Source organism: Corynebacterium jamesii (genome assembly GCF_046097395.1).
Lineage (GTDB): Bacteria > Actinomycetota > Actinomycetes > Mycobacteriales > Mycobacteriaceae > Corynebacterium.
This window is the reverse complement of sequence record NZ_CP175789.1, coordinates 2,350,360-2,377,334: the sequence shown is the minus strand read 5'-3', so window position 1 is coordinate 2,377,334 and position 26,975 is coordinate 2,350,360. Positions and strand designations below refer to the sequence as shown.

The window sequence follows — 26,975 nt, the reverse complement described above, 5'->3', positions numbered from 1 at the left end:
GCCGACAGGCTATCAAATCCTATTTCACGTCGCGCACCTTGTTGCTGTACAAACCCAGCGCCAGCAGGACGACCATCCAGGCGATCATCACCGCGAAGCCGAAGCCGGGGCTGACCATGTCGGAGTGGTCCGGGGTGTAAATCCACGCCTGCATATCTTGCACGCGGCTGCCCGGGGACAGGTGGTACAGCGTCTTGAGGAAGGAGATTTTCTCGCTGCCCGCGTACAGCAGCCCCTCGACCACCAGCATCCACACCAGCGGCAGCGCGATGGCACCCACTCGATTGCGCAGCAGTGCGGCGATGCCGACGGCCATCACAGCGAATGCCGGAGCGGCGACGGCGTAGCCCCACATCAGTAACTGATCTTCTCCGGTGAAGTGCCCGGCCGGGAAGACAGTAACCACTACCCAACTGAGCGCCAGGCCGAGTATGTAGTTCAGCTCTACGAACACGGCTGCCACCAGTGCGCGGGCCAGTAGCCAGGCGCTCCTGCCCTTCTGAGTGAGAAACGCGTGGGCCGTCATGCGGTTGCTAATGTCGCCGCCGGTCGTCGAGGCACCGAAAATTATGGAGATCATCAGGAAGATCATCCCGCCGATGAGCAGGTCGGGCCAGTTTAAGTAGAGACCTTCGGCGTCGCTAAAAAGCAGGTAGAGCGTAACTGGGCCGTAGAGCGAGCCCGTGAACAAGATTACGTAGATCCAGGTGCTGCGAAGGCTCAGCAGCTTCGTGACCTCGGAGGAAATTGCCTTAAACATTGTGGTTCTCTTTTCTGTTGTTGGACCTAGTGGCTGCGGTATTCCTGCTGCCCCGCCGTGGCGGCGAGGAAGCGCTGTTCCAAGTTGTCTGCTGTCGTCGCGAGCTTGGTCACCGCGAACCTTTCCTCCAGCGCCGTTGCCGCGATTGCCGCGCGTACCTCGTGCTCTGGCATGTTGTCGACGCCCACACGCAGCGTCCGATCTCGTTCCAGATCCACCTGGAAGCCGCGGCTGCGCAGGCTGTCTGCCAGCAGGACCGCTTGCTTACACTCGACCTCTACGTGGGCGCCGCCCGCGAGGAAATCCTGCAGGGATTGCTCGCCAATGAGCCTGCCTTGTCCGATAAGCACAAGACGGTCGGCGGTTTGCTGCATTTCACTGAGCAGGTGGGAGCTGACCAGTATGCCGCGGCCGTCGTCCGCGAGCTGGCGGATAATGCGACGCATCCAGGACACACCCTCTGGGTCGAGGCCGTTAACCGGCTCGTCGAGGATCAGGTGCTGCGGGTCGCCGAGGAGGGCTGCGGCCAGCCCGAGGCGCTGCTTCATGCCCAGCGAGTAGCCGCCGACCTTCTTCTTGCCCGCGCTGGTGAGCCCCACCATGTCGAGGCATTCATCGACACGCTTGTCCGAGATGCCGGCGCCCTTCGCGATAACGCGCAGGTGGTTGCGGCCGCTGCGGGCAGGCGTGAACCAGCCTGCGTCGAGGACTGCGCCGGCGACGCTGGACTTGTTGTCCAGGCTCGCGAAATCTCCGGCGTACCCCTTGCCGCTGAAGGCCACCTTGCCGGCGCTCGGCCTATCTAGTCCGAGCATGCAGCGCATGGTGGTGGACTTGCCCGCGCCGTTGGGCCCGAGGAAGCCGGTCACCTGCCCGTCCGGGACGGTGAATGAAAGGTCGTTGACTACTGTTTTCTTGCCGTACCTCTTGCTGAGGTTTTCCACGATGATCATGGTTCCCATGCTGCCGCCCGAGGTGGGGCTTCCACATCGGACGGTGGGCTGATCTTAGGTGTCATACCTCAGTACGATGGTCCGCCTCCCCTTTCCTCTATTGCCCGGTGGTACTCGGCCAGCGCCTTGGTCTTGCGGACGTTGCGCTGAGCAAAGGTCTCCCGCCCCAGTGGCCCCTCCGCCTCGGTGATCACGCTGTGCCCGTCACCGTGGGAGGTCCACACCTCGTGCCCGTCGGGGTGCAGGGCGACATCCCAACTGCCAGCGGTTTTGAGGTTGTGGTGCTTCGAGCAGAGTAGGTGCAGGTTCGCCGTGGACGTCGGTCCGCTGCCGTATCGCCTTACGTGGTCGTATTGGCACTTGTAGGCGGGAACCTCGCACCCAGGGAAGCGACAGTGCAGGTCGCGGCCCGCGACCGCGGCCTTGATGCTCTCCGTCGGTACGTACCCCTCACACTTCGCATAACCCGGCGCGGACAGGTGCGTCACCCGCTGCAGCCAGGTCTGGGAGGCGGAGCGGTTCAGCCAGTGATCCTCCCCCAGCACCGCACCGTCGTTGGCCGGGTCGTGGTACAGGTTCAAGGTAACCGAAACCTCGGCCTTGCCGGCGATCAGCCGCATCATCGCTTCGGGCTGTGAGCATTCGTACTTAGCCGCAGTGGCACGCACAATCTTGTCGATCTCGATGCCCTCCATGCGTGGAACTCGCAAGGTGAACGTGGTGTACTCCGGGTCGCGGCAGTCCACATTAAAACTCTGCTCGGTAGCCGTGGCCTCATCCCTAGGTACGACGTCGCGATCCACCTCCCGCAAAATCTTAGAGATGCGGTTGTGAATCGTCCTCGGGGAGAATACGTGCTGGTCGGGACGCGAGGGCGTCAATTCGCAAAGAACCTTTTCCTCGACGGACGAGCGATCATCCGGCGCCACCGGCAGCAGATCCTGCGCCACCCGTAGCACGTGCCGGGCGGTAAAGCAGCCCTCGCCAAATAGCTCGGCGAGACGCGGGTAGTCGCGCAGCACGAAGGCGGCCTCTGCCCACGCCTCCGCTACACCGGCGGACACACCCAAGCGCACGGCGAGGCGGGTGCAGAAATCCGGCACCAAATCCTCCCCGTCCGGGGCGCATGCCATGATCAGTTGGAACTGTTGCCGATTGAGCTGCCGCGCAGCAACCGTCAGCGGATCCTGCGACGTGGCTATTCGAAATGATGGTGGTGAGGTAGCCATGGTATTTCCCCTAATTCGACGACGGGGCTGTGGTGCTCCCCGCCAAACTTCCTAATTAGAGAATAGAACACACAACCAAATCACGTCAATACCCTAGCTGAAGCTTTTTCTTTTTTATTGACGCCACCAGCCCGAACAGGGGAAATTCCCCTAAACCTACAGTAGAGGTTTTAGAACGTTTGATCTAGTATATCGTCAGAGTCCACCAGGTGATGCTTGAAGGCAAACAGCACCGCATGGACGCGATCGCGCGACTGCGTCTTCGTGAGCACCCGGCCAACGTGCGTCTTGACGGTGGGCAGCGAAATGAAAAGCTTGTCGGCGATCTCCTGGTTGCTGAAGCCCAGCGCAATAAGCTTCAGAATCTCCAGCTCGCGCGGGGTCAGAGGATCGGGAAGGTCGAGTTCCACCGGCTCACGGCGCCGCGGAGTTTGCGCCATGCGGATGTTGCGCAGCAGGCGTGCGGTGGCCTTCGGACTGATGACGGCCGCGGACTCACCAACGGTGCGGACGGCGGAGATGAGATCCTCGGGGTCGGTGTCCTTGAGGAGGAAACCGCTGGCCCCGGCCTCGACCGCACCGAGGACATAATTGTCGTTGTCGAAGGTGGTCAGCACAATCACGCGCGCGTCCGTTCCGCCGGCGACCACCTGACGGGTGGCCTCGATGCCATCCATCCGGGGCATCTGCACATCCATGAGGATGATGTCCACCGGTTGCGACTCTGCTAACTCGCAGGCCTCCTGCCCGTCGGCGGCCTGCCAACGGACGGTGATATCGTCCTGCGAATCCAACACCAGCCCAAACCCGGCACGCACCAACTGCTGGTCGTCGGCCAAACCCACCCGAATCACTTAATCCTCCTTCGCAAAAGGTACCGTCGCGGTCACGTTCCACCCTCCGGGGTACACCGCGGAAGCACCCCACTTGGCCTGGCCTCCGTGGATGGCAACGCGCTGGCGGATACCCGTCAAGCCTCGGCCAGATCCCTCGATCTGCTCGTCGCCAGGTGCATTGTCCACGCTAATGGTGACTTGGGCGGGCTCCCACTCCAGCCTCACTTGCGCGGGCACAGAACCCGCGTGCTTCAGCACGTTGGTCAGGGATTCCTGCACGATGCGGTAAACACTCAAGTCGCGGACCTCATCCAGCTGACGTGGTTCACCAGTGACGTGCAGCTCCACCTGAACCCCACTGCGCTTTGCATCCGCCACCAGGTCGGGAACGCCGGCCACCCCAGGGGTGACGCTGGTAGATCGCGGCGAGGGGGCGTCCTCATGAAGAACAGAGAGCAGCTCCCGCATCTGGGTCAAAGCCGAACGACCACGCGCGGCGATCATGTCGAGGGCTTCGATGGCCTTGTCGGGATCCTTGCGACCCGCGTAACGACCACCGTCCGCCTGCGCGATGACGACAGTGAGGGAATGCGCGACGATGTCGTGAAGTTCGCGGGCGATACGGTTGCGCTCGCTGACGGTGGCGAGTTCGGCGCGGGCGGCCAACGCCTCAACGGCCTGGTCACGGCGCAGCGAATAGCGGCCCGTCAGCCACATCAGGGCGACGGTCAAGACGGTGAGCAGGACAATTAGCCCCCAGAATAGCCAGAACTCGCCGGTCCGAGAGTCTACGCCGACCCCAGTGGTGCCCGCGTTGTAGCAAGTCGCCCACACCATCGCGAAGAAAGAGCCGAGCAGCAGCAAAGTCAGCCACAGCTTGCGGCGCAGCGTCAGCTTCGCGGAGATGAAGTAAGCCTCGTAGGCCACGACCAGGTAGCCGAGAGGCCAGACCAGCATCGCAGACGCAGCGAAAAAAAACATGCCGAGCGCCACGACTGCCACGCCCGGCTCGGGCCGAAACCTCTGCAGAAGCAGGCCGATGAAGCTGGTGATCAGCCCAACGACTGCAAGCACGACCTGCCAGGTGGCGCTAACGATCCCGCTGCCGAATGTCGCGCCGGCACCGAGGAAGAAGTATAGGAAGCCCGCGATGGATACGAACACCCACCAGGAGGCATCCCGCCACCACACCGGGCGAGGAACTGCTTCATAAGACATGTATGAAGAGTCTAGTTACAGTCGCACCCTATCGCCGTAAACAAGCAGGCCATTGACGAAACAACTTCTGCTCGACAACAAATGGCGTTCGAACGCTATATGATCAACCAGAGGATGTCGCCAGACCTAGCCCGAGACATGGCAGATTGGCTGGAGATCATGTTAGGCTTCTAAAACTGATGAAGAAGCAAATCGGCGAACTTGGCTCACTCATTGCATTAACCCTCACCCTTGCGGCCATATGTCTCCCGATAGTATTGACTGTGATTGCAACGCAGTGGATCATCCCAAACGCGCACTGGCGATTCAGCGTCGGCGGCGTTTGGGCTGTGCCACTGTGGAGCTTAACCGTCCTCATCCTGTCGCCGATATTGGACATCTCAGTTGCGATTGTTGCTAGAGCTTTCATTATGCTCGGAATCTGCCCGTCAGAGTACTGGGCGTCCACAATTGGTGGCACCTTTCTCTTGGCTGCTGTTTTTTACATTATCCTTACGCCTTTCTATGCCTGCCTAATTGCCGCCCTTGTTTGCGCAATCCTAAATGAGATTCTTGAGCCATTAATCCCCCCAAGGAATACTTCTACCGAGTTCGATAAGAATCTTATCGATCGAGGATCTTGATTTTCTTTGATACCTGGTTTAAAATCAGCCATCCAGACGATACGATTCACACCTACTGGGGATGAGTCGGTCTCTTGGGCTACACAAATTGCGAGATGAGGTAAATTATGGCCTATTTAATCATCGACCCATCCGGAAACCCATTAAGTCGCCCGAATGATGGAGATGTTGTATCCAATCCAGACACAGGGCAGATTCTGACCGTCAGCTTCCTAAGAATAACCACGCCCGACGGGGACTATGAAGTTGATTTTCTTCCCGGAATTGTCGACCTCTACCAAGGAAGCAAGGATAAATCATCCTACTCCACAAATATTCAAGAGATAAGCGTCAAGAAAGGAACTCGACTTCACAAAATTGGCAGCATTGACCATATAGATGATGTAACCCTGACACATTTAGGGGATAAATACCGAGTTCAGGCCGCGAAACTAGACGACACGAAACCAGATAGTTTAATCCTCTGCGAAGATGGTTTTATAAGAACTTTGCAAGATAGTTTTTCTGCTACCGACAGGCCTCAAGGAGTTTTCCCCGTTCTCCACAAAGTCGATGAGTAGGCAGCCCCGCCGAGCACTACCCAGTTAGAACGCTTCACCCCATCAGCTTCTGCTGCAGGGCACGATCCTTCTCCAGCACCGCGTCGCGCATGTTCTCCTGGTACTCGACCATCTTGTCCATCAGCGCTGCATCCGCCACCGCGAGGGTGCGCACAGCCAGCAGGCCAGCGTTCTTCGCACCGTCGATGGAGACGGTTGCAGTCGGCACTCCGCCCGGCATCTGCACGATGGAGAGCAGGGAATCCAGGCCATCCAGGTTGCCCAGAGCGCGCGGGATGCCAATCACTGGCAGCGGAGTGGCCGCGGCGACCATGCCCGGCAAGTGGGCGGCACCGCCGGCGCAAGCAATGATCACCTTTACTCCGCGGGAGTGGGCAGTGCGGGCATAGTCAAGCATGCGCTCCGGGGTGCGGTGGGCGGAGACCACGCCGACCTCAAAGGGAATACCGAACTCGGCCAGCACCTCGGCTGCTGGTTCGACAGTCGGCCAGTCGGAATCGGAGCCCATCACCAGGCCCACCAGTGGGGTGCGTGCATTCTCAGTCATCGGTTAGTCCTCCCATTCGGCGGTTTCCAGGAACTTTGCGGCCAAGCGTGCCTGCTCGCGTGTGCGCACCGGATCCTCCCCCAGCATATTGACGTGGCCGATCTTGCGGCGTGGGCGCCAATCCTTGCCGTACATGTGAATCTTTGCGTTCGGGAAGCGACGCCACACCGCATCCATGCGCTCGTGCATCGGCATCGCCGGATCCTCGGCCGCTCCCAGCACGTTTGCCATCACTACCACCGACGCGGTCGGCTCCGTGGAGCCCAGCGGGCGGTCCAGCACGGCGCGGACGTGCTGCTCGAACTGGCTGGTGATGCAACCATCCTGGGTCCAGTGGCCGGTGTTGTGCGGGCGCATGGCCAGCTCATTGACGATAATCTCCGGCTGGCCGTTCTCGTCGGTAGTCTCGAACAGCTCCACCGCCAGCACACCCGTGACACCCAACTCCGTGGCGACGTCACGGGACAACTGCTCGGCGGCGGCCAGGATCTCCGGCGTGGAGTTCGGGGCGGGGGCCACGGCCTCCACACAGATGCCATCTTCCTGTAGCGATTCCACCGCTGGCCACGCCTGCACCTGACCGGACGGAGTGCGAGCCACCATAGCGGACAGCTCACGGACCAGCGCGACCTTCTTCTCCGCCATCAGCGGAATATCCTTCTCCAGCAGCTTCTCCACCAGCTCGCGGGCTTCCTCCACCGAGGCGGGGAACCATACGCCCTTGCCGTCGTAGCCACCACGGCGCGCCTTTAGACAGACCTGGCCGCCCACGGCGTCAAAGAACCCGGCGATATCGTCGGCGGACTCGATCGCGGCGAAGGCCGGCACCGGAGCACCCAGCTCTCGCAACTTCTTGCGCATCACCAGCTTGTCCTGCGCGTGGATCAGCGCAGACGGCTGCGGCTGCACATTCACGCCCTCGTCGATAAGGGCATCCAGGAAGCGGTTCGGTACGTGCTCGTGGTCGAAGGTCACCGCGTCGGAGTCGCGGGAGACCTCGCGGACGTGCTCCTCCAGCGCGTAGTCCCCCAGCACCACGTCGGCGGTCACCTGCGCGGCCGAGGAATCCGGCGCCCCGGCCAGCACGCGGCAGCTAAGGCCCAGCTCGATCGCCGCCTGTTGTGTCATTCGCGCCAGCTGCCCGTCACCGATGATCGTCACCAGCGGTGCGCCCGGCGCGTGCGCTGCCTCGCGGGCTAGCGACCAATCGGCTGTGTTCTTCCCGTTGTTTTCACTCACAGCTCCTAACTATAGTTCCCCGGGCCGACACGCCTAAGCTGGCTCTTCAGCAGCCTCTCGAACTTGCGGGTATAGGGAACCGAATGCAGCACCAGCGGCACCCGGGCGCCTGCCACATACACCGCCACGTCCCCGCGGTGGGAGCGGCAGTCCACCACATTAGCCAGCGGGATCTGCCCGATCCGGCTGCGCAGGTGGCCGGTGGCGGTGATCAGCCGCCTGTCCGTCAGCAGCATGCGGGAGCGCGCGCGGAAGATCAGGTGGCGCACGCAGCGCCTCCAGCAGACCCACAGCCACGCAACCAGCAGGCCCCGGCGGAGCCAGAGGAAGGCTTCCACGGTAGGGGCGTCCAAAGCATTGGTGGCCAAGTACTGGTCCAGAACGCCGATGCCCATCCAGAACAAACCGGTCCACAGCAGTAGGCGCAGTACAGGGAAGAACATGGAACGACGGGCGGGGCTCAGCTCGGCAAGGACCTGCTCGCCGGGGTCGAAGGTGATCTTGCTCATGCGTAGCGCCCTCCGTAGTCGCCCGTGCCGTCAGCGCGCAGATGCACGATCTCCCCGGCGCGGATCACACGGGTGCCGTCGGCAGTACGCACAAGGAGCTCGCCGTCGTCGTCGATGTCAGTGGCCGTCCCCTCCACTACTTCGTCGCCGGGTAGAAAGGCGCGCACGGAGGTACCGATGGTTGCGGATAGCTGGCGGTATCGCGGCAGGACGGTTTGTGCTGCCCCTCCTAATCGACGCCACCTCTCCAGATTCGCCGCCAACTCAGCGAACACGGCCACCGCGACGTCTTCGCGCTTCGGGCAGGGTTGCCCCAGGCGGGCGCATTCTAGGTCGATGGAGCTGGCGTGAGCGACGGGCAGCTCGTCGGTCTGCAGGTCGTAGTTGATGCCGAAGCCTAGGATGATGGCGGGGTGCGGGTCCAGGTGCACGGCTTCCACCAGGATGCCTACCAGTTTGCGTCCGTCCAGCACGCAGTCGTTCGGCCACTTCAGCTGGATGGGAATGTCGGCGGATGCGCGCACGCCCTCCACGATCGACAGGCCGGTCAACAGCGGCAGCAGGCTAATTCGGTCGACCGGCACGTCCGGCAGCCGCAGCAGTACGGAGCAGATCAGCTGGCTGCGGGCCGGGGCTTCGAAGGTACGCCCCTTACGGCCGCGCCCGGCAGTCTGTTCTTCGGCCATCAAGAGGGACATGTCGGGCAAGTCCTCGCCGCGGCGCACGCGGTCGGCCAGATCGGTGCTGGTGGAGCCGGTGGATTCGACTATTTCGACATGCCGATAGCCCAGTGGGGCCAGGCGCTCGGCCAGGTTGCGAGGGTCCAGCGAGGCGCGCATGGCTGCACCGTCCTTTCTGTTCACATGCATTCCCCAAGACACTCTAGCCCCACCAATAACGGCATAGAAGTTTTTACACCGTATTATGGCGACCATGAGCTCTACCACCGACACATCGACCACCGCCGGGAAGATCGCCGACCTCCGCGATCGTCTCGCGGAGACCCACAAGCCGCAGGGGGACGATATCCCACGTGCCCGCCGTCGCGTGGACGCACTGCTGGATGCTGGTAGCTTCGTGGAGACCGACGCGCTGGCGCGCCACCGCTCTACCGCCTTCAAGGCCGACAAGTTCCGCCCACTCACCGACGGCATTGTCTCCGGCTACGGCACCATCGACGGGCGCCCGGTGTGCGTGTTCTCGCAAGATGCGACCCTGTTCGACGGCCAGATCGGCGAGACCGCAGGCGAGAAGATCTTGAAGGTCATGGAGCTGGCCGTGAAGTCCGGCACCCCGCTGATCGGCATCTACGAGGGCGCGGGCGCCCGCCCGAACGAGGGCATCGCCGCCCTGGAGTTCTTCTCCCGCATCCAGAGCCTGCAGACGAAGCTCTCCGGCGTGGTTCCGCAGATCGCCCTGGTAGCCGGCCCTACCAGCGGTGCGCTGGTGCACTCGGTGGTTCTGTCCGACGTTGTCATTGCGGTCAAGGGAGCCGGCGAACTGGTAGATGACGCTACAGACGGCACCGCCCACGTCGTCGCCGAGGACGACGCTTCCGCGCTGGGACTCGTCGCGGACATTCTGGGCTACCTGCCCAGTAACAACCGGGCGCTCCCTTTGCGCGGGGACGAGACGGAGACGGAAGCGGCTACAGACGAGCTGGACGGCCTGATCCCCGACTCGGACGTGCAAGCCTACGACATGCACGAGGTGCTGAACCGTGTGGTCGACGCGGGCTCTGTACTGGAACTCCAGAAGTTCCACGCACCGAACCTGATTACGGCGCTGGCGCGGGTGAGCGGCCGGAGTGTGGGCGTCATCGCGAACCAGCCAGAACATCAGGCAGGGGCGATCGACGACGCGGCGGCCGAGAAGGCAGCGCGCTTCATCCGCTTTTGCGACGCCTTCAACGTTCCGCTAGTGACCTTCGTGGACTCGGCGGGCTACGCACCGGACGTGCTGTTCCGCCGCACCGCGAAGCTGATCGGCGTGACGGCCGCGGCGAGCGTGGGCAAGATCGCGGTGGTGACTCGCAAGGCATTCGGGGATGCTTACCTCTCCCTGGGTGCGAAGCGCCTGGGCACCGACCTAGTGTACGCATGGCCAACCGCGCAGATCGCGCAGGACGATAGCTACCAGGCGGAGCCCTACTCCGCTGCGGAGCTCGGCCTGGTAGACGCTGTGATCCCGCCGCACGAGACGCGCGCCCGCATCGTCGACGGCCTGCGCCTAGTGGAGCGCAAGGCCGAGGACGGCTATCCGCGCAAGCACGACAACCTGCCGTTCTAGGAGGAAGCGCGTGACTGATTTTCAGGTAATTAAGGGAAACCCGAACGAGGTAGAGACCCGGGCGCTGCAGCTCATCCTCGACGACCTGGCCGCGGAGGCCGAGGCACTGCGCAACGCGAAGCCGGATACGCGCGGGCACTACGGCCACAGCGTGCTACACGGCAACCCGGGGGCATTTCGCAACCCACGGATGCCGCGAGGCTAGGCCATGGAGCTAACCTTGGCCAGCACCTCGCCAGCGCGGGAGAAAGTGCTCAACGCCGCCGGGGTGTACCCACGCAAGGTCTCCCCCGGCGTGGACGAAGAAGCCGCGGTGGCGGAGCTGGTGAACCCTACCCCGGCGCAGTATGTGCAGCACCTGGCCACCGCGAAGGCGCGGGCGGTAGACGGTGAACTAGTGCTGGGCGGCGACAGCATGCTGCTGATCGACGGCGAGCTGCAGGGCAAGCCGCACACGCGCGAAGAGACGGTGCGCCGGTGGCGCCAGCAGCGCGGGAAGCGCGCGGAGCTAGTCACCGGGCATGCGCTAATTGACGCCACCACGGGCCAAATCTACGAAGAAGTAGTGGCCACTCAGATTCAGTTCGCCGACGTCTCCGAACGAGCGATCGAAGCATACGCGGCTACTGGCGAGCCGTTGGAATGTGCTGGCGCCTTCACCTTGGAGGCCCTCGGCGGGTGGTTCATCGAGAGCATCGACGGGCACCCGTCGGCCGTGATCGGCCTATCGCTCCCCGCCCTGCGGCGGGGGCTGAACCAATTCGGCTACGACTTCTCCGACCTGTGGGGCTAGTTCGGCTAGTCGGCCTTGACGGAGCGCTGCTCCGGGCCGACATAGCTGGATAGCGGGCGGATCAGGGCGTTGTCCTCGTTTTGCTCCACGATGTGGGCGGTCCAGCCGACGACGCGAGCCATGACGAAAATCGGGGTAAAGAACGGGATATCGATGCCCAGCATGTAGTAGGTCGGGCCCGCTGGGAAGTCCAGGTTCGGCTGGATGCCGGTGCGCTGGTCCATGGCCTTCTGCATGTTGTCGTACATATCCACCCAGCGTTGGCCGTCGTGGTTGGCGGCAGTGCGGCGCATGGCGGCCTCCATGGTGGGCACACGGGAGTCGCCCTTCTTGTACACGCGGTGGCCGAAGCCCATGATCTTGTTCTTCGCGTCGCACTGATCCAGCACCCACTGCTCGGCGGCTGCCGGGTCCTCGACAGCCAGGAAGTTGTGCATCACGGCCTCGTTCGCGCCACCGTGCAGCGGTCCCTTGAGGGCGCCGATGGAGCCGGTGACGGCGGAGTAGACGTCGCTCATGGTGGAGCTGATCACGCGGCCGGTGAAGGTGGAGGCGTTGAAGCCGTGCTCCGCATACAGGGTGAGGGACTGGTCGAAGGCCTCCACATCGTCGCGGTTGTTAGCGGGGCTGCCCTCTTCGTCGCCGAAGCACATGTAGAGGAAGTTCTCGGCGATGTCGCGGTCGCGAGACGGCGGGATGTACTCCAGATTCTTTCGACGACGCAGGTCGTAGGCGATGATCGTCGGCAGCTTCGCCAGTAGCGTGAGCCCCGTGCGGCGTACCGCGTCGGGGCTGCGGTCGTCCGCGTTGAGGTCCTCCGTGCCGAACACACTGACTGCCGTGCGCAGCACGTCCATAGGGTGGGCGGTCTTCGGCAGAGAGTTGATGAGGTCCAGCATGCTGCGGTCGATGGGGCGCAGGGCGCGCTCGCGCTGGCGGAACTGCTCCAGTTCACGGAAGTCCGGCAATTCGCCGTTCCAGAGAAGGTAGGCAACGTCCTCGAAGGTGCAGTGCTCGGCCAGCTCCTGGACGGGGTAGCCCCGGTAAGTCAGGGAGTTGGTCTCCGGGTTCACCTTCGAAACACCGGACGTGTCCACCACCACGCCGTTGAGGCCCTTGTTGATGTTCTTTTCAGCACCAGTGGCGTTGGAGGTCTTGCTGGATTGGGCGCGGGGCGTGGTGAAGTTGGTGCGTCCGCGGTCGAAGGGTGCGTTAGAAACCTTGATGGGCTTAGTCATGGTGAGGTGTCCTTTCGAATTAGAAGATGCCGCCGGGGATCTGCGGGGCGCGTGCGAGCACGTCGTCGCTGACCACTAGGTTCAGCTGGCCGAGCTCGCCAGGCGCCAGGTCTGCAGTGGCCTCGGCGACGGCGAGAAAGCGATCCTGCTCAGCCTCGTCCACCACGCCCTCGGCAAGGGTGCGGAACTTGTTGATGTAATCGGCGCGGCCGAAAGGGCGAGCACCCAACGGGTGAGCGTCTGCCACCGCCAGCTCGTCGACGATCTCGGTGCCGTCGCGCAGAGTGACCACCGCTTTGCAGCCGAAGGCCTTCTCGGCCGGATCGGTGGAGTGGTAACGGCGGGTCCACTCCGGATCCTCCACGGTGGAGATCTTGTGCCAGAGCTCCACGGTTTCTGGGCGCTGGGCGCGCTCGGGTGCATAGGAGCGCTCGTGATGCCACTCGCCGTCCTCGAGAGCGACGGCGAAGATGTACATCACGGAGTGGTCCAGCGTCTCGCGCGAAGCCTGGGGATCGAACTTCTGCGGATCGTTCGAACCGGTGCCGATCACGTAGTGGGTGTGATGGCTGGTGTGCAGCACGATGCTTTCCACCTGGCTGAGATCCCCGATTTCGTCCCGCATGCGGCGGGCCAGGTCGATCGGAGCCTGGGACTGGTACTCCGCAGAATGCTCCTTGGTGTAGGTATCCAGGATCGCCCGCTTCGGCTCCCCCGCCTCCGGCAGGGGTACGACGTAATGAGCGTCCGGCCCGTCCAACAGCCAGGCGATCACGCCGTCCTCGCCCTCCCAGATCGGCGCTGGGGCGCCCTCACCACGCATGGCGCGATCCACGGCCTCCACCGCCATCTTTCCGGCGAACGCGGGCGCATGGGCCTTCCACGAGCTGATGAGCCCCTTGCGGGACTGGCGCGTGGCCGTGGTGGTGTGCAGTGCCTGGCCGACGGCCTGGTAAATCACCTGTGGGTCAAGGCGCAGCAGCGTGCCGATGCCCGCGGCCGCAGAAGGCCCCAGGTGTGCAACGTGGTCAATCTTGTGCTTATGCAGGGAAATACCCTTGACCAGGTCCACCTGGATCTCGTAACCCGTGGCAATACCGCGGATTAGGTCGTGCCCGCCCAGCCCGCGCGCCTGCGCTACGGCCAGGATAGGGGGAATGTTGTCACCTGGGTGGGAGTACTCGGCGGCCAGGAACGTATCGTGAAAATCCAGCTCACGCACCGCCACGCCGTTGGCCCAGGCAGCCCATTCGGGGGAAACTGTGGCGTCCGTACCAAAAACGGCGCTGGGCCCGGAGTGGCACAGCGCCTGGGTGCGCGCCGCCGTAACGGGGCGGCGCACAAGGGAAGCAGCAGCGACGGCCGCGTTGTCGATAATGCGGTTGACCACCATGTCCGCGGTATCTTGCGGCACCTCGACCGGGTCGGCGGCGACCTGCGCGACCTTCCAGGCGAGGTGTTCTTCCTGCGGAAAGTCGTCGGCAGAGGGGTGGACGCGAACGTCGTGGTTAATCATCGCGGGGGTTAGGTCCTTTCGGAAATTGAGGCTGTGATGCGCCTCACTCTAACGCCCCGCGGCAATTTATGTAGTTAAACAAACATTTTTTGACGCCAAAACGTCAGTTTGTGTTTAGGCGTGCTTTTCCTCGACCCGCTTGATGGCTTCTTCGGCAACCAGCTGCTGGATGCCCATATCCAGCTCGGAGGTGAAGCCCACGCAGGAGCAGTTGATCTCGCCCAGAACGTAGGTGTCCTCGCCGGTCTCGTCGTCATCAGCCAGCATGAAGTCGGCGGTCCAGATCAGCGGGATGTTGTCGCCACCCAGCTTCTCTGCAATGACCGGGCGAGCCTCGGCGAACATGTCCACCAGATCCTGCCACTCCTCCGGCTTCTGGTAGGTGTACTTCGCACCGGAGAACAGGGTTGCGGAGAACGCGTCGCCGCCCTCGGCCGGCTTCTTGTGAACCACGAACACCGGGTGCGGACCGACCAGCAAGATGCGGATCTCGCCCTCGACAATGCGCGGCATGAAGCGCATGTCCACCAGCATGCCGTTGTCGCCAACGATGTACTGGTCGCAGAAGTCCATGAAGTCGCCCAGTTCGCGGACCTCGGTGTGGTTGTCGACAGCCTCGGTGCACTTCAGCTTGGTATCCAAAGGCAGCGCGGTGCCCGGCTCGATCGTGTCGGCCAGCTGCTTGTCCTCCAGCTGCACGCGCCAGATGCCGGAGCCGGTGGAGCCACGGTTCTGCTTCAGCACGCGCTCGCCGTAAGACAGAGAGGAGGGGAAGGTCTTGTGGAAGGAATCGACATCGTAGTAAGCGGCGGTATCGTCCGGCACCAGGTCGGTATCGTTCAACTTCACCAGCGCGTCCTTGGCGCCGTAGGCCATCATCTCAGCCGGAGTAGACATACCGATCAGGCCGGCCTCCTCCGTCAGTTTGGTCAGCATGTCGAAGTAGCCCTTTTCGCCGCCGGGAATGTGGCCCGGGTTAACGCGGGAAATGTAGGCATCGTAGGTCGCAGCAACCTCGTCGTAAATCTCGTCGGCTTTCTCCGGGTCGAAGTAGACAACTTCGGCCCCCCAACCCTTCTCGCGGATAGCCTCAACGATCGGCATGGTGTCGCGGCGGTGGCCGTCCTCACCCTTGTCGTTTCCGCCCTGGACCTCAAAGACAACAATGTTCTTGTGCACGGTTTCCCCTAGCTCTAGAAGTAAAAATGCGGTGCGTGTGGCCACGTTTAGCCAACACATACAATTCTACGGCCGGAAACCTTTTGCGGCAGTGGAAGATAACTGCGCCACAAGGCGCTAGACTTTCAAACGATCGAAAGGCAGGTAACCCATGGGAATCGAGTTCGACCCCAGCCCTCAGCTGAAGCAATATGCCCACCCAAACAAGCTGGTCACGAACGCGTGGCTAGGAGCGAAGCTAGGCACCCCCGGCCTCAAGGTCGTAGAGGTCGACGCGGACGCGCTGCTATACGATATTGGTCACATTCCCACCGCGGTACGACTGAAGTGGGACGAGGACCTCTCTGACCACGTGTGGCGCGACCTGATCGGATCCCGAGAGTTCGAAAAACTGATGGATCGCCTGGGCATCGCCCGGGACGACACGGTGGTTTTCTACGGTGACCACGCCAACCTGTGGGCCGTATACGCACTGTGGGTCTTCGAACTATTCGGCCACCCCGACGTGCGCATCCTGGACGGCGGACGCGATGCCTGGATGCAGGAGGAACGCGAGATCTCCTACGCGGTGGACGAATCCCCCAACCAGACCGGTTATTCCGTGGCCGCCCGCCGCAACGACCACACCAACCGCATCTTCGTCGACGAGCTGCGCACCAAGTTCGAGGGCTCCCAGTTGATCGACCTGCGCAACTCGGAGGAATACAACGGCGACGTCATCCTGCCCGGCCACCCCATTCGGCGCAACGGTCACGTGCCTGGCGCCGTGAACCTCCGCGCTGATTCCTCACTGTTGGCCAACTCCCGCTTCCGCCCCATCGACCACATCACATCCACCCACGCGGAACTGCAGCTAGATAGTTCTCGCCCCACTGTGGCCTACTGCAACAACGGCGCTCGGGCCGCACTCGAGTGGTTCGTTCTGCGCTTCCTGTTGGGGTGGGAGGATGTGCGCGTTTACGATGGCTCCTGGATTGAATGGGGAAACATGATGCGCGTGCCCATCGAGCGTGGCTAACCCGGGCGTGTAGCCTCATTAACTAACCCCTAACTAATAACCCGAAAGGATTGCCCGTGACTTCCAGCACCGCCGCCCCCTTGACGAAGGTACTGATCGCCAACCGTGGCGAAATCGCAGTGCGCGTCATCCGGGCTGCGCGCGACGAGGGCATCGCCACCGTTGCCGTCTACGCGGATCCGGATGCCGAGGCACCCTTTGTGCGCATGGCGGACGAGGCACTGGCTCTCAGCGGTCAGACTTCGGCGGAGACCTACCTGGACATCGACAAGATCATCGCCGCTGCCCGCAAGTCCGGCGCCGATGCGGTTCACCCCGGTTACGGCTTCCTGTCGGAGAATGCGGACTTCGCCCAGGCGGTCGTCGATGCGGGTCTGAACTGGATTGGCCCGCCACCGGAGGCTATTCGCAAGCTCGGTGATAAGGTTACGGCTCGCAACATTGCCCTTAGTGTGGACGCCCCTATGACTCCGGGCACTAAGGAACCCGTCGCGGATGCCGCAGAGGTCACCGCCTTTGCGGAGCGCCACGGACTACCCATTGCCATCAAGGCCGCCTTCGGTGGCGGCGGGCGTGGCATGAAGGTTGCCTATACGATGGACGAAATTCCGGATCTCTTCGAATCCGCCACCCGCGAGGCCATCACCGCCTTCGGCCGTGGCGAGTGCTTCGTAGAGCGCTACCTGGATCGCGCCCGCCACGTGGAAGCGCAGGTGCTGGCCGATAAGCACGGCAACGTCGTGGTGGCCTCCACCCGTGACTGCTCCGCCCAGCGTCGCTTTCAGAAGCTCATCGAGGAGGCCCCAGCTCCGTTCCTCAGCGACGAGCAGAACCAGCGTATTTACTCTTCCGCCAAGGCCATCTGCCGCGAGGCCGGCTACTACGGCGCGGGCACGGTGGAGTATCTGGTGAGCTCCGACGGGCTGATCAGCTTCCTGGAGGTGAACACCCGTCTGCAGGTGGAACACCCCGTCACGGAGCAGGTCACCGGCTGGGATCTGGTGCGCGAGCAGTTCCGCATTGCCCGTGGCGAGGAGCTCTCCCACACGGAGGATCCGAAGATTCACGGCCACTCCATCGAGTTCCGCATCAACGGCGAGGATCCGACCAATAACTTCATGCCCGCTCCGGGGCGCATTCAGACTTACCGCGAGCCCGCGGGGCCCGGCGTTCGCATGGATTCCGGCATCGAGACCGGCGCCGTGGTCGGCGGCCAGTTCGACTCTATGCTCGCCAAGCTCATCGTCACCGGTGCGGATCGCGACGAAGCAATCCATCGCTCCCTGCGCGCGCTGGAAGAATACGAAGTCGAGGGAATCCCGACGGTGATCCCCTTCCACCAGGCGGCACTGACCGACCCGGCCTTCGTCGCCGCGGGCGGCGACTACCGCGTGTACACCCGCTGGATCGAGGAAGAATGGGACAATCAGCTACCCGCCTACGAGGAGACTCTCGCCACTGCTGTTGAGGCTGAGCTGCCGAAGGAAAAGCTGGTCGTGGAGGTCGACGGGCGCCGCGTGGAGGTGCTGGTACCGGGAGAGATCCTGGCAGGTCGCGGCTCCGTGAGCCGGGCGAAGAAACGCCGTGCGAACGCCGCCGACATCGCCATCACTGGCGACACTGTAGCTGCTCCGATGCAGGGCACCGTGATCAAGGTGGAAGTCTCCGAAGGCGACGAGGTAGCCGAGGGCGACGTTCTGCTGGTGCTGGAGGCGATGAAGATGGAAAACGCCGTGAAGGCGCACAAGACCGGTGTGGTGCAGTCGCTGAGCGTCGGAAGCGGTGATGGCGTCACAAAGAACCAAGCACTGATGGAGCTGAAGGATGACAGCTCTGCTGATAGTGTCGCAGAATAAATTACTTAACAGGAAGCAGCCACGATGACTCACCGTAGCCCGGACAACGATTCCGATTCCACCCTCGACAACGCCACAGCGGAAGCTTCCGCTGTGCAGCACCCGGCAAAGCGGGAAGAAAACGAGAAGAAGACACCGAAGAGTATGGTCTTCCTCGGTCTCGGTCTGCTGATCGTTGCCGTCATTACGGCCATCGTGTCGCTGGTGGGTGTGAAGGACTTCAGCAAAGGCTACGACGTGAAGGCCGGCAAAGAGTACTTCCTGCTGGCCGACGAAGAGGCGCTGAACGCCAACCAGTGCACCCTGATCGACGGCAACAGCAGGAACCTCGCCGACCGCATCGAAGCCGCGGATCTGAAATTCAACCAGGATGATCTGGAGATCACGGACGTCTCGCTGCCGCTGACGAAGAACAAGGGCGTGTACACCTCGATTAAGTTCGCCGAGGACGTCGAGAACGTCAAGTACAACTGCAACCAGGGCAACATCTACATCTCGACGTTCTCCTCCGGAACTCTGCAAGCACTGCGATGGGTGACGATGCTGTGCGGCGCGGCCGGTGTGGCGATCCTGATTCTGGCGGCGTTTGCGAGCCAGCGGAAGAAGGTAGATGCTCCTGCAGAAGAGAACACCGAAGACTAAGTGGTAGAGAACCTAACAAACCAGCTGACTGGAACCTTGGCTAAATGGAAAAGCTCCAAGCGGGGCTACGTTTTGGCACTCGACCAGGGGACCACGTCTACCCGCTGCATCATTTTTGACGCGCACGGCAAGATCATCAGCTCCAGCCACATGGAGCACCGGCAGATCTTCCCTCGGCCAGGCTGGGTAGAGCACGACCCGGAAGAGATCCGTCGCAACACCCGGCGTGTGATGGCCGACGCGGCAGCCTCTCACGACATCCCGATGGAGGACTTCGCCGCGGTGGGCATCACCAACCAACGCGAAACCACCGTCGTGTGGGACCGCAACACTGGCAAGCCGATCTACAACGCTATCGTCTGGCAAGACACGCGCACCGACAAAATCGTGAACGCCCTGAGTGACGAACAAAAGGCCATGATCTTCGAGCGCACCGGCCTCAACGCCTCCACCTACTTCGCTGGGCCAAAGATCCGCTGGATCCTGGATAACGTCGACGGCGCGCGTGAGAAAGCGGAAAACGGCGAGCTCGCCTTCGGCACCATCGACTCCTGGCTGATCTGGGAACTCACCCGCCGCTCGCACAAAAAGTCCAAGGCGGGTCGGGCTGGGAATGCTAGGCACGTCACGGACGTCACAAACGCCTCCCGCACCATGCTGATGGATCTGCGGACGCAGACATGGGACCCGGAGCTGTGCGAGCTGTTTGGCATCCCGGAATCCATGCTGCCGGAGATCGTGAGCTCTTCCGAGGTTGTGGGCAAGGTTCGCCGCAGTGGGCCGGTGCAGGGCGTGCCCATCGCGGGCATCCTGGGCGACCAGCAGGCCGCCGCCTTCGGTCAGGTGTGCTTTAACCAGGGCGAGGCGAAAAACACCTACGGCACCGGCAACTTTTTGCTGATGAATACGGGCACCGAGCCGCAGTGGTCCGAGCACGGCCTGATCACCACCGTCGCCTACCGCTTAGGCAATCAGCCTGCTGTGTATGCGCTGGAGGGGTCGATCGCCGTCACCGGCTCTCTGGTGCAGTGGCTGCGCGATAACCTGAGCTTTTTCGACGCTGCCGACGACATCGAGCCGCTGGCCCGTAGCGTGGACGACAACGGGGGCTGCTACATCGTGCCAGCCTTCAGCGGACTGCTGGCGCCGCACTGGCGCCCGGAAGCACGCGGCATCATCGCGGGGCTGACGCGCTATGTGACGAAAGCGCACCTCGCCCGCGCCGCCCTAGAGGCCACTGCGTTCCAAACCCGCGAGGTGGTCGAGGCCATGAATGCGGACTCCAAGGTAGATCTAAAAAACTTGCGAGTGGACGGCGGCATGGTGGTGAACTCGCTGTTGATGCAGTTCCAGGCCGACCAGCTGGAGGTACCAGTGACGGTGCCCGAGGTCTCGGAAACCACTGCCCTCGGCGCAGCCTACGCCGCCGGGCTGGCCGTGGGCTTTTACCAGGACCTCGACGAGTTGGTCTCCCTCTGGCAAGAGGAAAAGACGTACTTCCCCGAGGGCGACCCGGAGGAGCGGAGAATCGCCTATGCCAAGTGGAAGCGCGCGGTGGAGCGCACATTCGACTGGTCCGAGGATTAAACGCTCAGTGCTAACTTAGAGGTATGAACGAACCGTCTCGTAGAGATGTGCGTATCTCCGATGTCGATCGCAGCGACGCTATCAGCGCCCTCGGTGAGCACTTCGCCGACGGCCGGCTCACCATGACCGAGTACGAGGAGCGCGTGCAGCAGGCCACGATGGCGCGAGCTGGAGCAGCTTTTCGCTGATCTGCCGCCGCTGGAGGCATCACGCGAACTGGTTCCCTACTATTCCGCGCGCGAGGTCGAACGTCACTACCGCAGCGGCCGAAACGTGCGCCTGGGGCTGCTGCTGAGCACCGTGATCGGCAGTGGCGGCCTGGCCATCGCACTTGCGGAAGCCTGGGCCAACTCTGCGGTGCTGTTACTACTGATACCGCTGGTCTTCGTGCTGCTGTACGTGATGAAGGTCGGCCCGCAGAGCTGGTACGAGCCCAGTCCAGAACAACTGGAGCGCCAGCGTTTCCGCGAACTGAAGATGCAGCAACGCGCCCAGCAGGAACAGTGGAAGTTCGAGCGCAAACAGCGCACCCACCAACTGACCACGAGCGCGATGAACTTCGCGCAGAAGCGGTTTAACGGAACTGGTCGATAACCCCGGCGAAGAGGCGAATACCGATCCCCAGCGCCCGTTCATCGAAGACAATGTCCGGCTGGTGCAGGTCGGGGCGCTCCCCCTTGCCGGTCCACGCGCCGAGGCGAGCCATGGAGCCCGGCACGTGCTCTAGGTACCAGCTGAAGTCCTCGCCACCGGTAGACTGCGGGGCCTCCTTCAACGCATTCGGATCCACATCGTTAACGGCCTGCGCCAGCGCGGCGGTGGAGACGTCGTCGTTCATCACCGGCGGCACTCCCTTCGTGTAACGCAACTCGAGCTGGGCGCCGGTAGGTGCCACCAGGTGCTCTAGCAGTTCGCGCAAGGTCTCTTCGCCACGACGCCACACTCCAACCTCCGCCGTGCGGAACGTACCGAGCAGGCGAACCTCCTGCGGAATTGCGTTGAACGTCGAGCCGCCGTTGATCGCGCCGAAGGTTAACACCGTGCCAGTGCGCGGATCCACCGTGCGGGACAGCAGGCCGGGCAGTTGCGACGCGATAAGCCCTGCTGTGTACACCAGGTCTGCCGCCAAGTGTGGTCGGGAGGTGTGGCCGCCGTGGCCGCGCAAGATGATCTCCACCACGTCGCTGGCGGAGGTGATAGCGCCAGTGCGCACGCCGATCTCGCCGGTACGCAGCTTTGGTTCACAGTGGACAGCGAAGATGCGGGAGACTCCGTTGAGCGCCCCGGCCTCGATCACATCCACCGCACCGCCATCCATGACTTCCTCGGCCGGCTGGAAGATGAAGCGCACCTGGATTCCCAGGGCATCCTCCCCGTGGGCGTCCACAAAATCGGCTAGAGCAACGGCTAGGCCCAGCACGACCGTGGTGTGGATGTCGTGGCCGCAGGCATGCATGATGCCCGGGGTCTCGGAGGCGAAGTCCAGCCCCGTGACCTCCTGCAACGGCAGTGCATCGATATCCCCACGAAAGGCAATGCGGGGCGCTCCGACCGGACCAATGTCCGCGATCAGGCCTGTAGAGGGCAGAGCCACGGGCTGCAGCCCGGCGCGCTCCAATTCGGAGGACAGGAAGCGGGTGGTTTCCGTCTCCATGTGCGACAGCTCGGGATTGCGGTGCAGGTGGCGGCGCCAGTCGACGATTCGTTGGGCGTTGTCCCGCGTCCAGTTCTGCACGAACTGGGCAACGGAATGGATGCTGCTTTCCTGTACGCGTTCCTGTGTGCCGTCTTGCACTTGAATACTCACGTCCCTCTCACTTTTACTGACCTGTCTAGTCTAGCGCCTGCGGTATCCTTGGTTGGCATGACTGCTTCCCCAAATCCCTATGAACTGGCTGCAGAGGCTGCCGCAGCGCTGAAGGAGCGCACGGGCCTCGACTCCTACGACTGCGCAGTGGTGCTCGGCTCAGGGTGGCGCCCCGCCGCCGATGTGCTGTGCGAGGGCGCACAGGATCTGTTGGAGTTCCCGATGTCTGAACTGCCGGGCTTCCTCGCCCCCACCGCGCAGGGCCACGGCGGCACCGTGCGCAGTGGAAGGATCGGCGACCGCAACGTGCTGGTGCTACTGGGCCGCACCCACGCCTACGAGGGCCACGAGTTGTGGCGCACAGCCCATGCGGTACGCACTGCCGCTGCAGCGGGTGTGCAAACGGTGGTGCTTACGAACGCTGCCGGTGGCCTGACCGAGGGCATGAGCGTAGGCGAACCGGTACTTATCGCCGACCACATCAACTTCACGGCGAAAACTCCACTCACCGGTGCGAACTTCGTGAACCTGGTGGATGCCTACAGCCCCGCCCTGCGCGCCAAGGTGCAGAAGCTGCGCCCGGGCATGCGCGAAGCCGTGTACGCGATGATGCCCGGCCCGCAGTACGAAACCCCGGCGGAGATCCACATGCTGCGCACCCTGGGCGCAGGTCTGGTGGGAATGTCCACGGTCTACGAGACCATCGCGGCGCGCGAAGCGGGCGTGGATGTGCTGGGAATCTCGCTGGTGACGAACCTGGCGGCAGGCATCACCGGCGAAGCATTGAACCACGAGGAGGTCCTGCAGGCCGGCAAGGATGCCGCCAGCGAGATGGGACAGCTGCTGGGCGAGCTGGTAAACCACCTATGAGCGAGTTGAAGTTCGGCACCGCGGGTCTGCGTGCCAAGGTCGGCCCCGGCGCTGACGAGATGAACGTCGGCACCGCCACCCGCGCCACCGCCGGTGTCGCCGCCTGGCTGCAGGAGCGGAAGCGCCCGTTGCGCGCCGACGGGGTTTTTCGCGCGGCGGTTGGGTACGACGCCCGCTACGGCTCCCACGCCCTAGCCCGCGCGACGGCGGAAACGTTCGCCGGTGCGGGTTTCGACGTCACCCTCATCGCAGAACCCGCTCCCACTCCGGTACTGGCATGGCTGGTGCGCTCCCGACGGATGGACGTGGGTGTGCAGATCACGGCCTCCCACAACCCAGCGCAGGATAACGGCTACAAGTTGTACCTAGACGGTGGCTCACAGCTGGTCTCCCCCGCCGACCGGCAGATTGAAGAACACATCGCCGCCCAACCCACCGACGCGGCGCTGATCCCCCGCTCCGAGGCGAAATCGGTGGACTTGTCCGCGGTCTCCGGCTACGTCACCGACCTCGGTACCCTGGTGGCCACCGGCCGCCAGTCCGAACTGGCTCCGCGGCGACAGCTGAAGATCCTGTACACGCCACTACACGGTGTGGGCGGCAACGCCCTGGAATGGGCATTGCGCGAAAACGGCTTCGGCAACGTTCACTCTGTGGCCTCGCAGCGCTGGCCGGATCCGACCTTCCCCACTGTGGACTTCCCTAACCCAGAAGAGCCCGGTGCCACCGACGCGTTGTTGGCGGAAGCGCGCGCCATCGACGCGGATTTGCTGATTGCCCTGGATCCGGATGCGGATCGCTGCATGCTGGGTCTGAAGCGCGCTGACGGCGAGTACCACATGCTGCGCGGAGACGAGGCCGGCCCCTTGCTGGCGCGCCGAGTGGTGGGCCGCGTGGGGGCGTCTACAAAGAAAAAGCCTGTGGTGGCAACCACGGTGGTCAGCTCGCAGCTGCTGGGGCGCATGGCGCGCGCCGAGGGTTGGGATTATGTGGAAACGCTGACCGGTTTCAAGAACCTGGCGCGCGCCGCGGACGGGCGGCCCGGCGAGCTGGCCTTCGCCTATGAGGAGGCGATCGGTACGGCTCCGGCACCGCACATCGTGGCCGACAAGGACGGCATTGCGACGGCGCTGATCGCGGCGGCGTGGGCGACAGAGGCGGACCTAAACGCCGAGTTGGCAGACATTGAGTCCAGCTACGGTGTGTTTAGAACTGCGCAGGTCAGCGCCCGGTTCGAAGACGTAGCACAGGCACATGAGTTGATCGAGCGCTGGACGGATACTCCGCCGGTAGAGCTTGCGGGCGTGGCCGTGCAGGCCGGCCCCATCGAGGATTCCGCGGGCAACCGCACCGACGGCGTGCGTCTGGTGGGGACGTCCGGGGAACTGGCCGTGCGCGTGGTGGCGCGCGCCTCTGGCACCGAGCCGAAGGCGAAATTCTACCTGGAGGTCAGCGCAGAGCCGGGGGCCGACGCACAGGAAGTGGAGGCGCTGCTAGAGCGTCTACAGGTCGATGTTTCGGGGGCCGTATAGGCGGTCGCCGGCATCTCCCAGTCCGGGGACGATGTACGCGTCCTCGTTCAAGCTGGGGTCGATGGTGGCGGTGACGAGCTTGCGCACACCGACGTTGGCCTCCAGCAGGGCATCTACACCCGGCCGCGCGGAGACCATGCACACGCAAGTGATGTCGTTGGCCCCACGGTCTTCCAGCAACCGGATGGCGTGAAGCAGCGAGCCGCCGGTGGCCAGCATCGGATCGACGAGGAATACCGGCTGGTCGCAAAGGTCGTGCGGCAGGGCCTCCAGGTAGGGCACCGGCTGGTGTGTAGCTTCGTCGCGAGCCATCCCAATGAAGCCGACCTGTGCGTCGGGGATCATGGATAGCGCTGGGTCGATCATGCCCAAGCCCGCGCGGATCACAGGCACGATGATCGGGGGCTTTTCCAGCCGTGCACCCTGGGTGATGGCGACGGGGGTCTCGAGCTCGAAGTTCTCGGCCGCCAGATCCGCCGAAGCCTCGTAGATCAGCATTGCGCCCAGGTCGGCCAGGGCGGCGCGAAACTGCGCGTTGTCGCTGTTCTTGTCGCGCATGATGCTGAGCCGAGCGGCGACGAGCGGATGATTAACCACCTGAATGTCCATGCTTCCCCACTGTAGTTGATACCCGCGTTGATCCCCGATTGAACCTTTGTGCCCGCAGCGGAGTCTAACTGAGCGGAGTCTAACTGATCTGAGTGTGATTTTTGGGGAGGGGTTTCAATGCCTTTAGGGAACGTGCTCGCGGCCGATTCGGATCTGCTGAGGCAGCTCAGGGGGCGTACGCACGACGTGGGTTCAGCGCTGCAGGGGCGGGTCGCACCGCTGCACGGGGTGCTGGGGCCGGTAGCGCCGACGGCGCTGGGGGATTTTCTGCGTGCACTGACGCTAGCGCGGGAAGCCCACGAACGGTTGTTGGGGGATGCGGATAGTTATTTTAGCGACGCCACGTCTGCCCTGGCCAGCATCGATCGCGGACTAGACGGGCATGAGGGCGAATACTCCAGGGTGCTCGGCGGGCTGATGGAGGTTTAACCGTGCTAGACATTGCGAGCCTGGTGGCGCCGTTGGCTGCGGCGATCCCCTCGCCTTTCACCCCGGGCGTAAGTGCCGCCGTGCCCGGAATGGGAGGACTGGAGGAACTGGGGAACCTGGCAGCTGCCGCGCTGCAGGGACGAGCGGGCGATAACGTACACGGGTCCCTAGACTCCGCCGCCCGGACGGTCTCCCAGGCCTTAGGCGCAGGCGGCGCACTGGACAAGCTGGCCGGGCAGGCAGCCCAGGCCGTAGAGCGGGCAATCGGGGATTTGAGCATCATCTTCGACGACTGCGTGCGGGAGGTCGGCCAGGCGGTGGCCACCAGCGGCATGGCTGGCCCACTGGGCTGGGTGAATGGTCTGGGCGCGGCCGTGCCGGTGGTTTTGCAACACGTGGGACGGACAGAATCTCGCATACACACGCTGGAAGACCAGCTGCGCGGGCTGACCCTGGACGTGAACAAGGTGAAGGACGAGCACATCCCCGAGCGGCTGCCCGTGAAGAATCCGGATGCGGCGGCGGTGGAGGCGGTGGCGTCACAAGATAACCACAGCGAGCCGGGCGCACCGTCGGATAAGGCGCATAGGGCGGTGGCTGCGGCGAAGACCGCGCTGGGCACCCCGTACCAGTGGGGTGGGACAGTGCCGGGTAAGGGGCTGGACTGTAGCGGGCTGGTGCAGTGGGCCTACCAGCAGGCCGGTGTGGATCTGCCGCGGACGGCAAGTGCGCAGGCGGTCGGGCCACAAATCTCACGGGCAGCCGTGCAGGCGGGCGACCTCGCAGTGTGGGATGGGCATGTGGCGATGATCGTGGACGGCGGCAACATGATCGAGGCCGGCAACCCGGTGCAGATTAGCCCCATCCGGCAAGACAACAGCGGAATGACCTTCAAGGGGTTCTACCGGCCGACGGCGGCCTAAGTAAACAGACACAGGCGAAAAGAGGAGAACACACCATGCCACTCATCAACGGACGTTCCCACGGCAGCGGGCTGGCGCGCATTGTGAGCACTCCCCCGCCGCGGGAATACCTGACAGCGCAGTTCTTGGGCGAGATGCCAGAGACCGTGCCGGCGGTGCTGACTGCGGAGCTGCGCACCCGGCGGGCAGATCAAACGCAGGACTAAACGACCT

The 26,975-nt window shown here is 63.3% G+C and carries 30 protein-coding genes; 16 read left to right on the top strand and 14 right to left on the bottom strand.

The annotated features are described in order from the left end of the window. Positions 1-19: 19 nt before the first annotated feature. The 5 genes from ACKFRT_RS10655 to ACKFRT_RS10635 all read right to left on the bottom strand — a co-directional run bounded on the left by ACKFRT_RS10655 (position 20) and on the right by ACKFRT_RS10635 (position 4,996). A complete protein-coding gene (locus ACKFRT_RS10655; protein ID WP_408925264.1) occupies positions 20-760 on the bottom strand; it encodes an ABC transporter permease in 741 nt (246 codons plus the stop codon). A gap of 26 nt (positions 761-786) precedes the next feature. Beyond that, a complete protein-coding gene (locus ACKFRT_RS10650; RefSeq protein ID WP_408925263.1) occupies positions 787-1,722 on the bottom strand; it encodes an ABC transporter ATP-binding protein in 936 nt (311 codons plus the stop codon). 59 nt (positions 1,723-1,781) lie between these two features. Continuing rightward, positions 1,782-2,942 carry a DUF222 domain-containing protein gene (locus ACKFRT_RS10645; RefSeq protein WP_408925262.1) on the bottom strand — a complete coding sequence of 387 codons (1,161 nt, stop codon included), beginning with the start codon at positions 2,940-2,942 and terminating at the stop codon, positions 1,782-1,784. 170 nt (positions 2,943-3,112) lie between these two features. Continuing rightward, positions 3,113-3,796 carry a response regulator gene (locus ACKFRT_RS10640; protein ID WP_408925261.1) on the bottom strand — a complete coding sequence of 228 codons (684 nt, stop codon included), beginning with the start codon at positions 3,794-3,796 and terminating at the stop codon, positions 3,113-3,115. Continuing rightward, complete coding sequence (locus ACKFRT_RS10635; protein WP_408925260.1) at positions 3,797-4,996, bottom strand: sensor histidine kinase; 1,200 nt, start codon at positions 4,994-4,996, stop codon at positions 3,797-3,799. 179 nt (positions 4,997-5,175) lie between these two features. Between ACKFRT_RS10635 and ACKFRT_RS10630 the strand changes: the two genes are divergently transcribed. Together ACKFRT_RS10630 and ACKFRT_RS10625 are read left to right on the top strand one after the other, a co-directional pair. Then, positions 5,176-5,619 (top strand): hypothetical protein, encoded by a 444-nt coding sequence (locus tag ACKFRT_RS10630; protein WP_034992003.1) that lies wholly within the window; start codon positions 5,176-5,178, stop codon positions 5,617-5,619. Positions 5,620-5,726: 107 nt separating this feature from the next. Next, positions 5,727-6,179, top strand: coding sequence for a hypothetical protein (locus ACKFRT_RS10625; RefSeq protein WP_408925259.1), 453 nt, complete (start codon positions 5,727-5,729; stop codon positions 6,177-6,179). 34 nt (positions 6,180-6,213) lie between these two features. Here ACKFRT_RS10625 and purE read toward each other — a convergent pair whose 3' ends face one another. The 4 genes from purE to ACKFRT_RS10605 are packed head-to-tail and all read right to left on the bottom strand — an operon-like array spanning position 6,214 to position 9,343. After that, positions 6,214-6,726: a 5-(carboxyamino)imidazole ribonucleotide mutase gene (gene purE / locus ACKFRT_RS10620; protein ID WP_287861887.1), complete on the bottom strand. Its 513-nt coding sequence runs from the start codon at positions 6,724-6,726 to the stop codon at positions 6,214-6,216. Positions 6,727-6,729: 3 nt separating this feature from the next. Further along, entirely contained in the window at positions 6,730-7,965 is a 1,236-nt protein-coding gene (locus ACKFRT_RS10615) for a 5-(carboxyamino)imidazole ribonucleotide synthase (RefSeq protein WP_408925258.1), read from the bottom strand. Positions 7,966-7,970: 5 nt separating this feature from the next. After that, on the bottom strand, positions 7,971-8,474 hold the full coding sequence (locus tag ACKFRT_RS10610) for a hypothetical protein (RefSeq protein WP_408925257.1): 504 nt from the start codon (positions 8,472-8,474) through the stop codon (positions 7,971-7,973). Next, positions 8,471-9,343 (bottom strand): biotin--[acetyl-CoA-carboxylase] ligase, encoded by an 873-nt coding sequence (locus ACKFRT_RS10605; protein WP_408925256.1) that lies wholly within the window; start codon positions 9,341-9,343, stop codon positions 8,471-8,473. The genes ACKFRT_RS10610 and ACKFRT_RS10605 overlap by 4 nt, the downstream gene beginning before the upstream one ends. A 55-nt stretch (positions 9,344-9,398) precedes the next feature. Between ACKFRT_RS10605 and ACKFRT_RS10600 the strand changes: the two genes are divergently transcribed. Genes ACKFRT_RS10600 through ACKFRT_RS10590 form a run of 3 tightly spaced genes read left to right on the top strand, consistent with a single transcriptional unit; the run spans position 9,399 to position 11,556 of the window. Beyond that, on the top strand, positions 9,399-10,763 hold the full coding sequence (locus tag ACKFRT_RS10600) for an acyl-CoA carboxylase subunit beta (protein WP_408925255.1): 1,365 nt from the start codon (positions 9,399-9,401) through the stop codon (positions 10,761-10,763). Positions 10,764-10,773: 10 nt separating this feature from the next. After that, positions 10,774-10,968: an acyl-CoA carboxylase subunit epsilon gene (locus tag ACKFRT_RS10595; protein ID WP_408925254.1), complete on the top strand. Its 195-nt coding sequence runs from the start codon at positions 10,774-10,776 to the stop codon at positions 10,966-10,968. A 3-nt stretch (positions 10,969-10,971) separates the two neighbouring features. Further along, entirely contained in the window at positions 10,972-11,556 is a 585-nt protein-coding gene (locus tag ACKFRT_RS10590) for a Maf family protein (protein ID WP_408925253.1), read from the top strand. Between the two features lie 5 nt (positions 11,557-11,561). Here the strand turns inward: ACKFRT_RS10590 and ACKFRT_RS10585 are convergent, their stop codons facing one another. The 3 genes from ACKFRT_RS10585 to ACKFRT_RS10575 form a co-directional block, all read right to left on the bottom strand. Continuing rightward, positions 11,562-12,794: a bifunctional 2-methylcitrate synthase/citrate synthase gene (locus ACKFRT_RS10585; protein WP_408925252.1), complete on the bottom strand. Its 1,233-nt coding sequence runs from the start codon at positions 12,792-12,794 to the stop codon at positions 11,562-11,564. 19 nt (positions 12,795-12,813) lie between these two features. Beyond that, positions 12,814-14,310 (bottom strand): 2-methylcitrate dehydratase PrpD, encoded by a 1,497-nt coding sequence (gene prpD, locus ACKFRT_RS10580; protein WP_408925251.1) that lies wholly within the window; start codon positions 14,308-14,310, stop codon positions 12,814-12,816. Positions 14,311-14,424: 114 nt separating this feature from the next. After that, positions 14,425-15,489 (bottom strand): Cj0069 family protein, encoded by a 1,065-nt coding sequence (locus tag ACKFRT_RS10575; protein ID WP_408925250.1) that lies wholly within the window; start codon positions 15,487-15,489, stop codon positions 14,425-14,427. Positions 15,490-15,640: 151 nt separating this feature from the next. Here ACKFRT_RS10575 and ACKFRT_RS10570 point away from each other — a divergent pair, with 151 nt between their 5' ends. From ACKFRT_RS10570 to ACKFRT_RS10545, 6 genes are all read left to right on the top strand, one after another. Then, positions 15,641-16,507 (top strand): sulfurtransferase, encoded by an 867-nt coding sequence (locus ACKFRT_RS10570; RefSeq protein ID WP_408925249.1) that lies wholly within the window; start codon positions 15,641-15,643, stop codon positions 16,505-16,507. Between the two features lie 56 nt (positions 16,508-16,563). Further along, a complete protein-coding gene (locus tag ACKFRT_RS10565; protein ID WP_408925248.1) occupies positions 16,564-18,363 on the top strand; it encodes an acetyl/propionyl/methylcrotonyl-CoA carboxylase subunit alpha in 1,800 nt (599 codons plus the stop codon). A gap of 24 nt (positions 18,364-18,387) precedes the next feature. After that, on the top strand, positions 18,388-19,005 hold the full coding sequence (locus ACKFRT_RS10560) for a hypothetical protein (protein WP_408925247.1): 618 nt from the start codon (positions 18,388-18,390) through the stop codon (positions 19,003-19,005). A 36-nt stretch (positions 19,006-19,041) separates the two neighbouring features. Beyond that, positions 19,042-20,592: a glycerol kinase GlpK gene (gene glpK / locus ACKFRT_RS10555; RefSeq protein ID WP_408925246.1), complete on the top strand. Its 1,551-nt coding sequence runs from the start codon at positions 19,042-19,044 to the stop codon at positions 20,590-20,592. Positions 20,593-20,615: 23 nt separating this feature from the next. Next, complete coding sequence (locus ACKFRT_RS10550) at positions 20,616-20,780, top strand: DUF1707 domain-containing protein (protein ID WP_408925245.1); 165 nt, start codon at positions 20,616-20,618, stop codon at positions 20,778-20,780. 85 nt (positions 20,781-20,865) lie between these two features. Further along, complete coding sequence (locus tag ACKFRT_RS10545) at positions 20,866-21,186, top strand: hypothetical protein (protein ID WP_296212938.1); 321 nt, start codon at positions 20,866-20,868, stop codon at positions 21,184-21,186. On the opposite strand, the gene ACKFRT_RS10540 is transcribed toward ACKFRT_RS10545, so the two are convergent. Beyond that, complete coding sequence (locus ACKFRT_RS10540; protein ID WP_296212937.1) at positions 21,167-22,399, bottom strand: amidohydrolase; 1,233 nt, start codon at positions 22,397-22,399, stop codon at positions 21,167-21,169. The genes ACKFRT_RS10545 and ACKFRT_RS10540 overlap by 20 nt on opposite strands. Positions 22,400-22,456: 57 nt before the next feature. Between ACKFRT_RS10540 and ACKFRT_RS10535 the strand changes: the two genes are divergently transcribed. Next, positions 22,457-23,269 carry a purine-nucleoside phosphorylase gene (locus ACKFRT_RS10535; RefSeq protein WP_296212935.1) on the top strand — a complete coding sequence of 271 codons (813 nt, stop codon included), beginning with the start codon at positions 22,457-22,459 and terminating at the stop codon, positions 23,267-23,269. Continuing rightward, positions 23,266-24,801, top strand: a complete 1,536-nt coding sequence (locus ACKFRT_RS10530) for a phospho-sugar mutase (protein WP_408925244.1) — start codon at positions 23,266-23,268, stop codon at positions 24,799-24,801. Before ACKFRT_RS10535 ends, ACKFRT_RS10530 begins: the two co-directional genes overlap by 4 nt. Here the strand turns inward: ACKFRT_RS10530 and upp are convergent. Next, positions 24,772-25,410 (bottom strand): uracil phosphoribosyltransferase, encoded by a 639-nt coding sequence (gene upp / locus ACKFRT_RS10525; protein WP_408925243.1) that lies wholly within the window; start codon positions 25,408-25,410, stop codon positions 24,772-24,774. The two genes, ACKFRT_RS10530 and upp, sit on opposite strands and share 30 nt — an antisense overlap. Positions 25,411-25,527: 117 nt before the next feature. Here upp and ACKFRT_RS10520 point away from each other — a divergent pair, with 117 nt between their 5' ends. The 3 genes from ACKFRT_RS10520 to ACKFRT_RS10510 are packed head-to-tail and all read left to right on the top strand — an operon-like array spanning position 25,528 to position 26,968. After that, positions 25,528-25,839 carry a hypothetical protein gene (locus ACKFRT_RS10520; RefSeq protein ID WP_408925242.1) on the top strand — a complete coding sequence of 104 codons (312 nt, stop codon included), beginning with the start codon at positions 25,528-25,530 and terminating at the stop codon, positions 25,837-25,839. Between the two features lie 2 nt (positions 25,840-25,841). Continuing rightward, entirely contained in the window at positions 25,842-26,762 is a 921-nt protein-coding gene (locus tag ACKFRT_RS10515; protein ID WP_408925241.1) for a C40 family peptidase, read from the top strand. Between the two features lie 35 nt (positions 26,763-26,797). Next, entirely contained in the window at positions 26,798-26,968 is a 171-nt protein-coding gene (locus tag ACKFRT_RS10510) for a hypothetical protein (RefSeq protein WP_408925240.1), read from the top strand. Positions 26,969-26,975 lie beyond the last annotated feature (7 nt).

Excerpts from the sequence above, each read along its gene's own strand:
- upp (WP_408925243.1), bottom strand. The coding sequence starts at position 25,410 with ATGGACATTCAGGTGGTTAATCATCCGCTCGTCGCCGCTCGGCTCAGC.
- purE (WP_287861887.1), bottom strand. The coding sequence starts at position 6,726 with ATGACTGAGAATGCACGCACCCCACTGGTGGGCCTGGTGATGGGCTCC.
- ACKFRT_RS10570 (WP_408925249.1), top strand. The coding sequence starts at position 15,641 with ATGGGAATCGAGTTCGACCCCAGCCCTCAGCTGAAGCAATATGCCCAC.
- ACKFRT_RS10560 (WP_408925247.1), top strand. The coding sequence starts at position 18,388 with ATGACTCACCGTAGCCCGGACAACGATTCCGATTCCACCCTCGACAAC.
- ACKFRT_RS10535 (WP_296212935.1), top strand. The coding sequence starts at position 22,457 with ATGACTGCTTCCCCAAATCCCTATGAACTGGCTGCAGAGGCTGCCGCA.
- ACKFRT_RS10590 (WP_408925253.1), top strand. The coding sequence starts at position 10,972 with ATGGAGCTAACCTTGGCCAGCACCTCGCCAGCGCGGGAGAAAGTGCTC.
- ACKFRT_RS10510 (WP_408925240.1), top strand. The coding sequence starts at position 26,798 with ATGCCACTCATCAACGGACGTTCCCACGGCAGCGGGCTGGCGCGCATT.
- ACKFRT_RS10645 (WP_408925262.1), bottom strand. The coding sequence starts at position 2,942 with ATGGCTACCTCACCACCATCATTTCGAATAGCCACGTCGCAGGATCCG.
- ACKFRT_RS10600 (WP_408925255.1), top strand. The coding sequence starts at position 9,399 with ATGGCGACCATGAGCTCTACCACCGACACATCGACCACCGCCGGGAAG.
- ACKFRT_RS10610 (WP_408925257.1), bottom strand. The coding sequence starts at position 8,474 with ATGAGCAAGATCACCTTCGACCCCGGCGAGCAGGTCCTTGCCGAGCTG.
- ACKFRT_RS10650 (WP_408925263.1), bottom strand. The coding sequence starts at position 1,722 with ATGGGAACCATGATCATCGTGGAAAACCTCAGCAAGAGGTACGGCAAG.
- ACKFRT_RS10530 (WP_408925244.1), top strand. The coding sequence starts at position 23,266 with ATGAGCGAGTTGAAGTTCGGCACCGCGGGTCTGCGTGCCAAGGTCGGC.
- ACKFRT_RS10585 (WP_408925252.1), bottom strand. The coding sequence starts at position 12,794 with ATGACTAAGCCCATCAAGGTTTCTAACGCACCCTTCGACCGCGGACGC.
- ACKFRT_RS10550 (WP_408925245.1), top strand. The coding sequence starts at position 20,616 with ATGAACGAACCGTCTCGTAGAGATGTGCGTATCTCCGATGTCGATCGC.
- prpD (WP_408925251.1), bottom strand. The coding sequence starts at position 14,310 with ATGATTAACCACGACGTTCGCGTCCACCCCTCTGCCGACGACTTTCCG.
- ACKFRT_RS10520 (WP_408925242.1), top strand. The coding sequence starts at position 25,528 with ATGCCTTTAGGGAACGTGCTCGCGGCCGATTCGGATCTGCTGAGGCAG.
- ACKFRT_RS10635 (WP_408925260.1), bottom strand. The coding sequence starts at position 4,996 with ATGTCTTATGAAGCAGTTCCTCGCCCGGTGTGGTGGCGGGATGCCTCC.
- ACKFRT_RS10655 (WP_408925264.1), bottom strand. The coding sequence starts at position 760 with ATGTTTAAGGCAATTTCCTCCGAGGTCACGAAGCTGCTGAGCCTTCGC.
- ACKFRT_RS10605 (WP_408925256.1), bottom strand. The coding sequence starts at position 9,343 with ATGCATGTGAACAGAAAGGACGGTGCAGCCATGCGCGCCTCGCTGGAC.
- ACKFRT_RS10630 (WP_034992003.1), top strand. The coding sequence starts at position 5,176 with ATGAAGAAGCAAATCGGCGAACTTGGCTCACTCATTGCATTAACCCTC.
- ACKFRT_RS10625 (WP_408925259.1), top strand. The coding sequence starts at position 5,727 with ATGGCCTATTTAATCATCGACCCATCCGGAAACCCATTAAGTCGCCCG.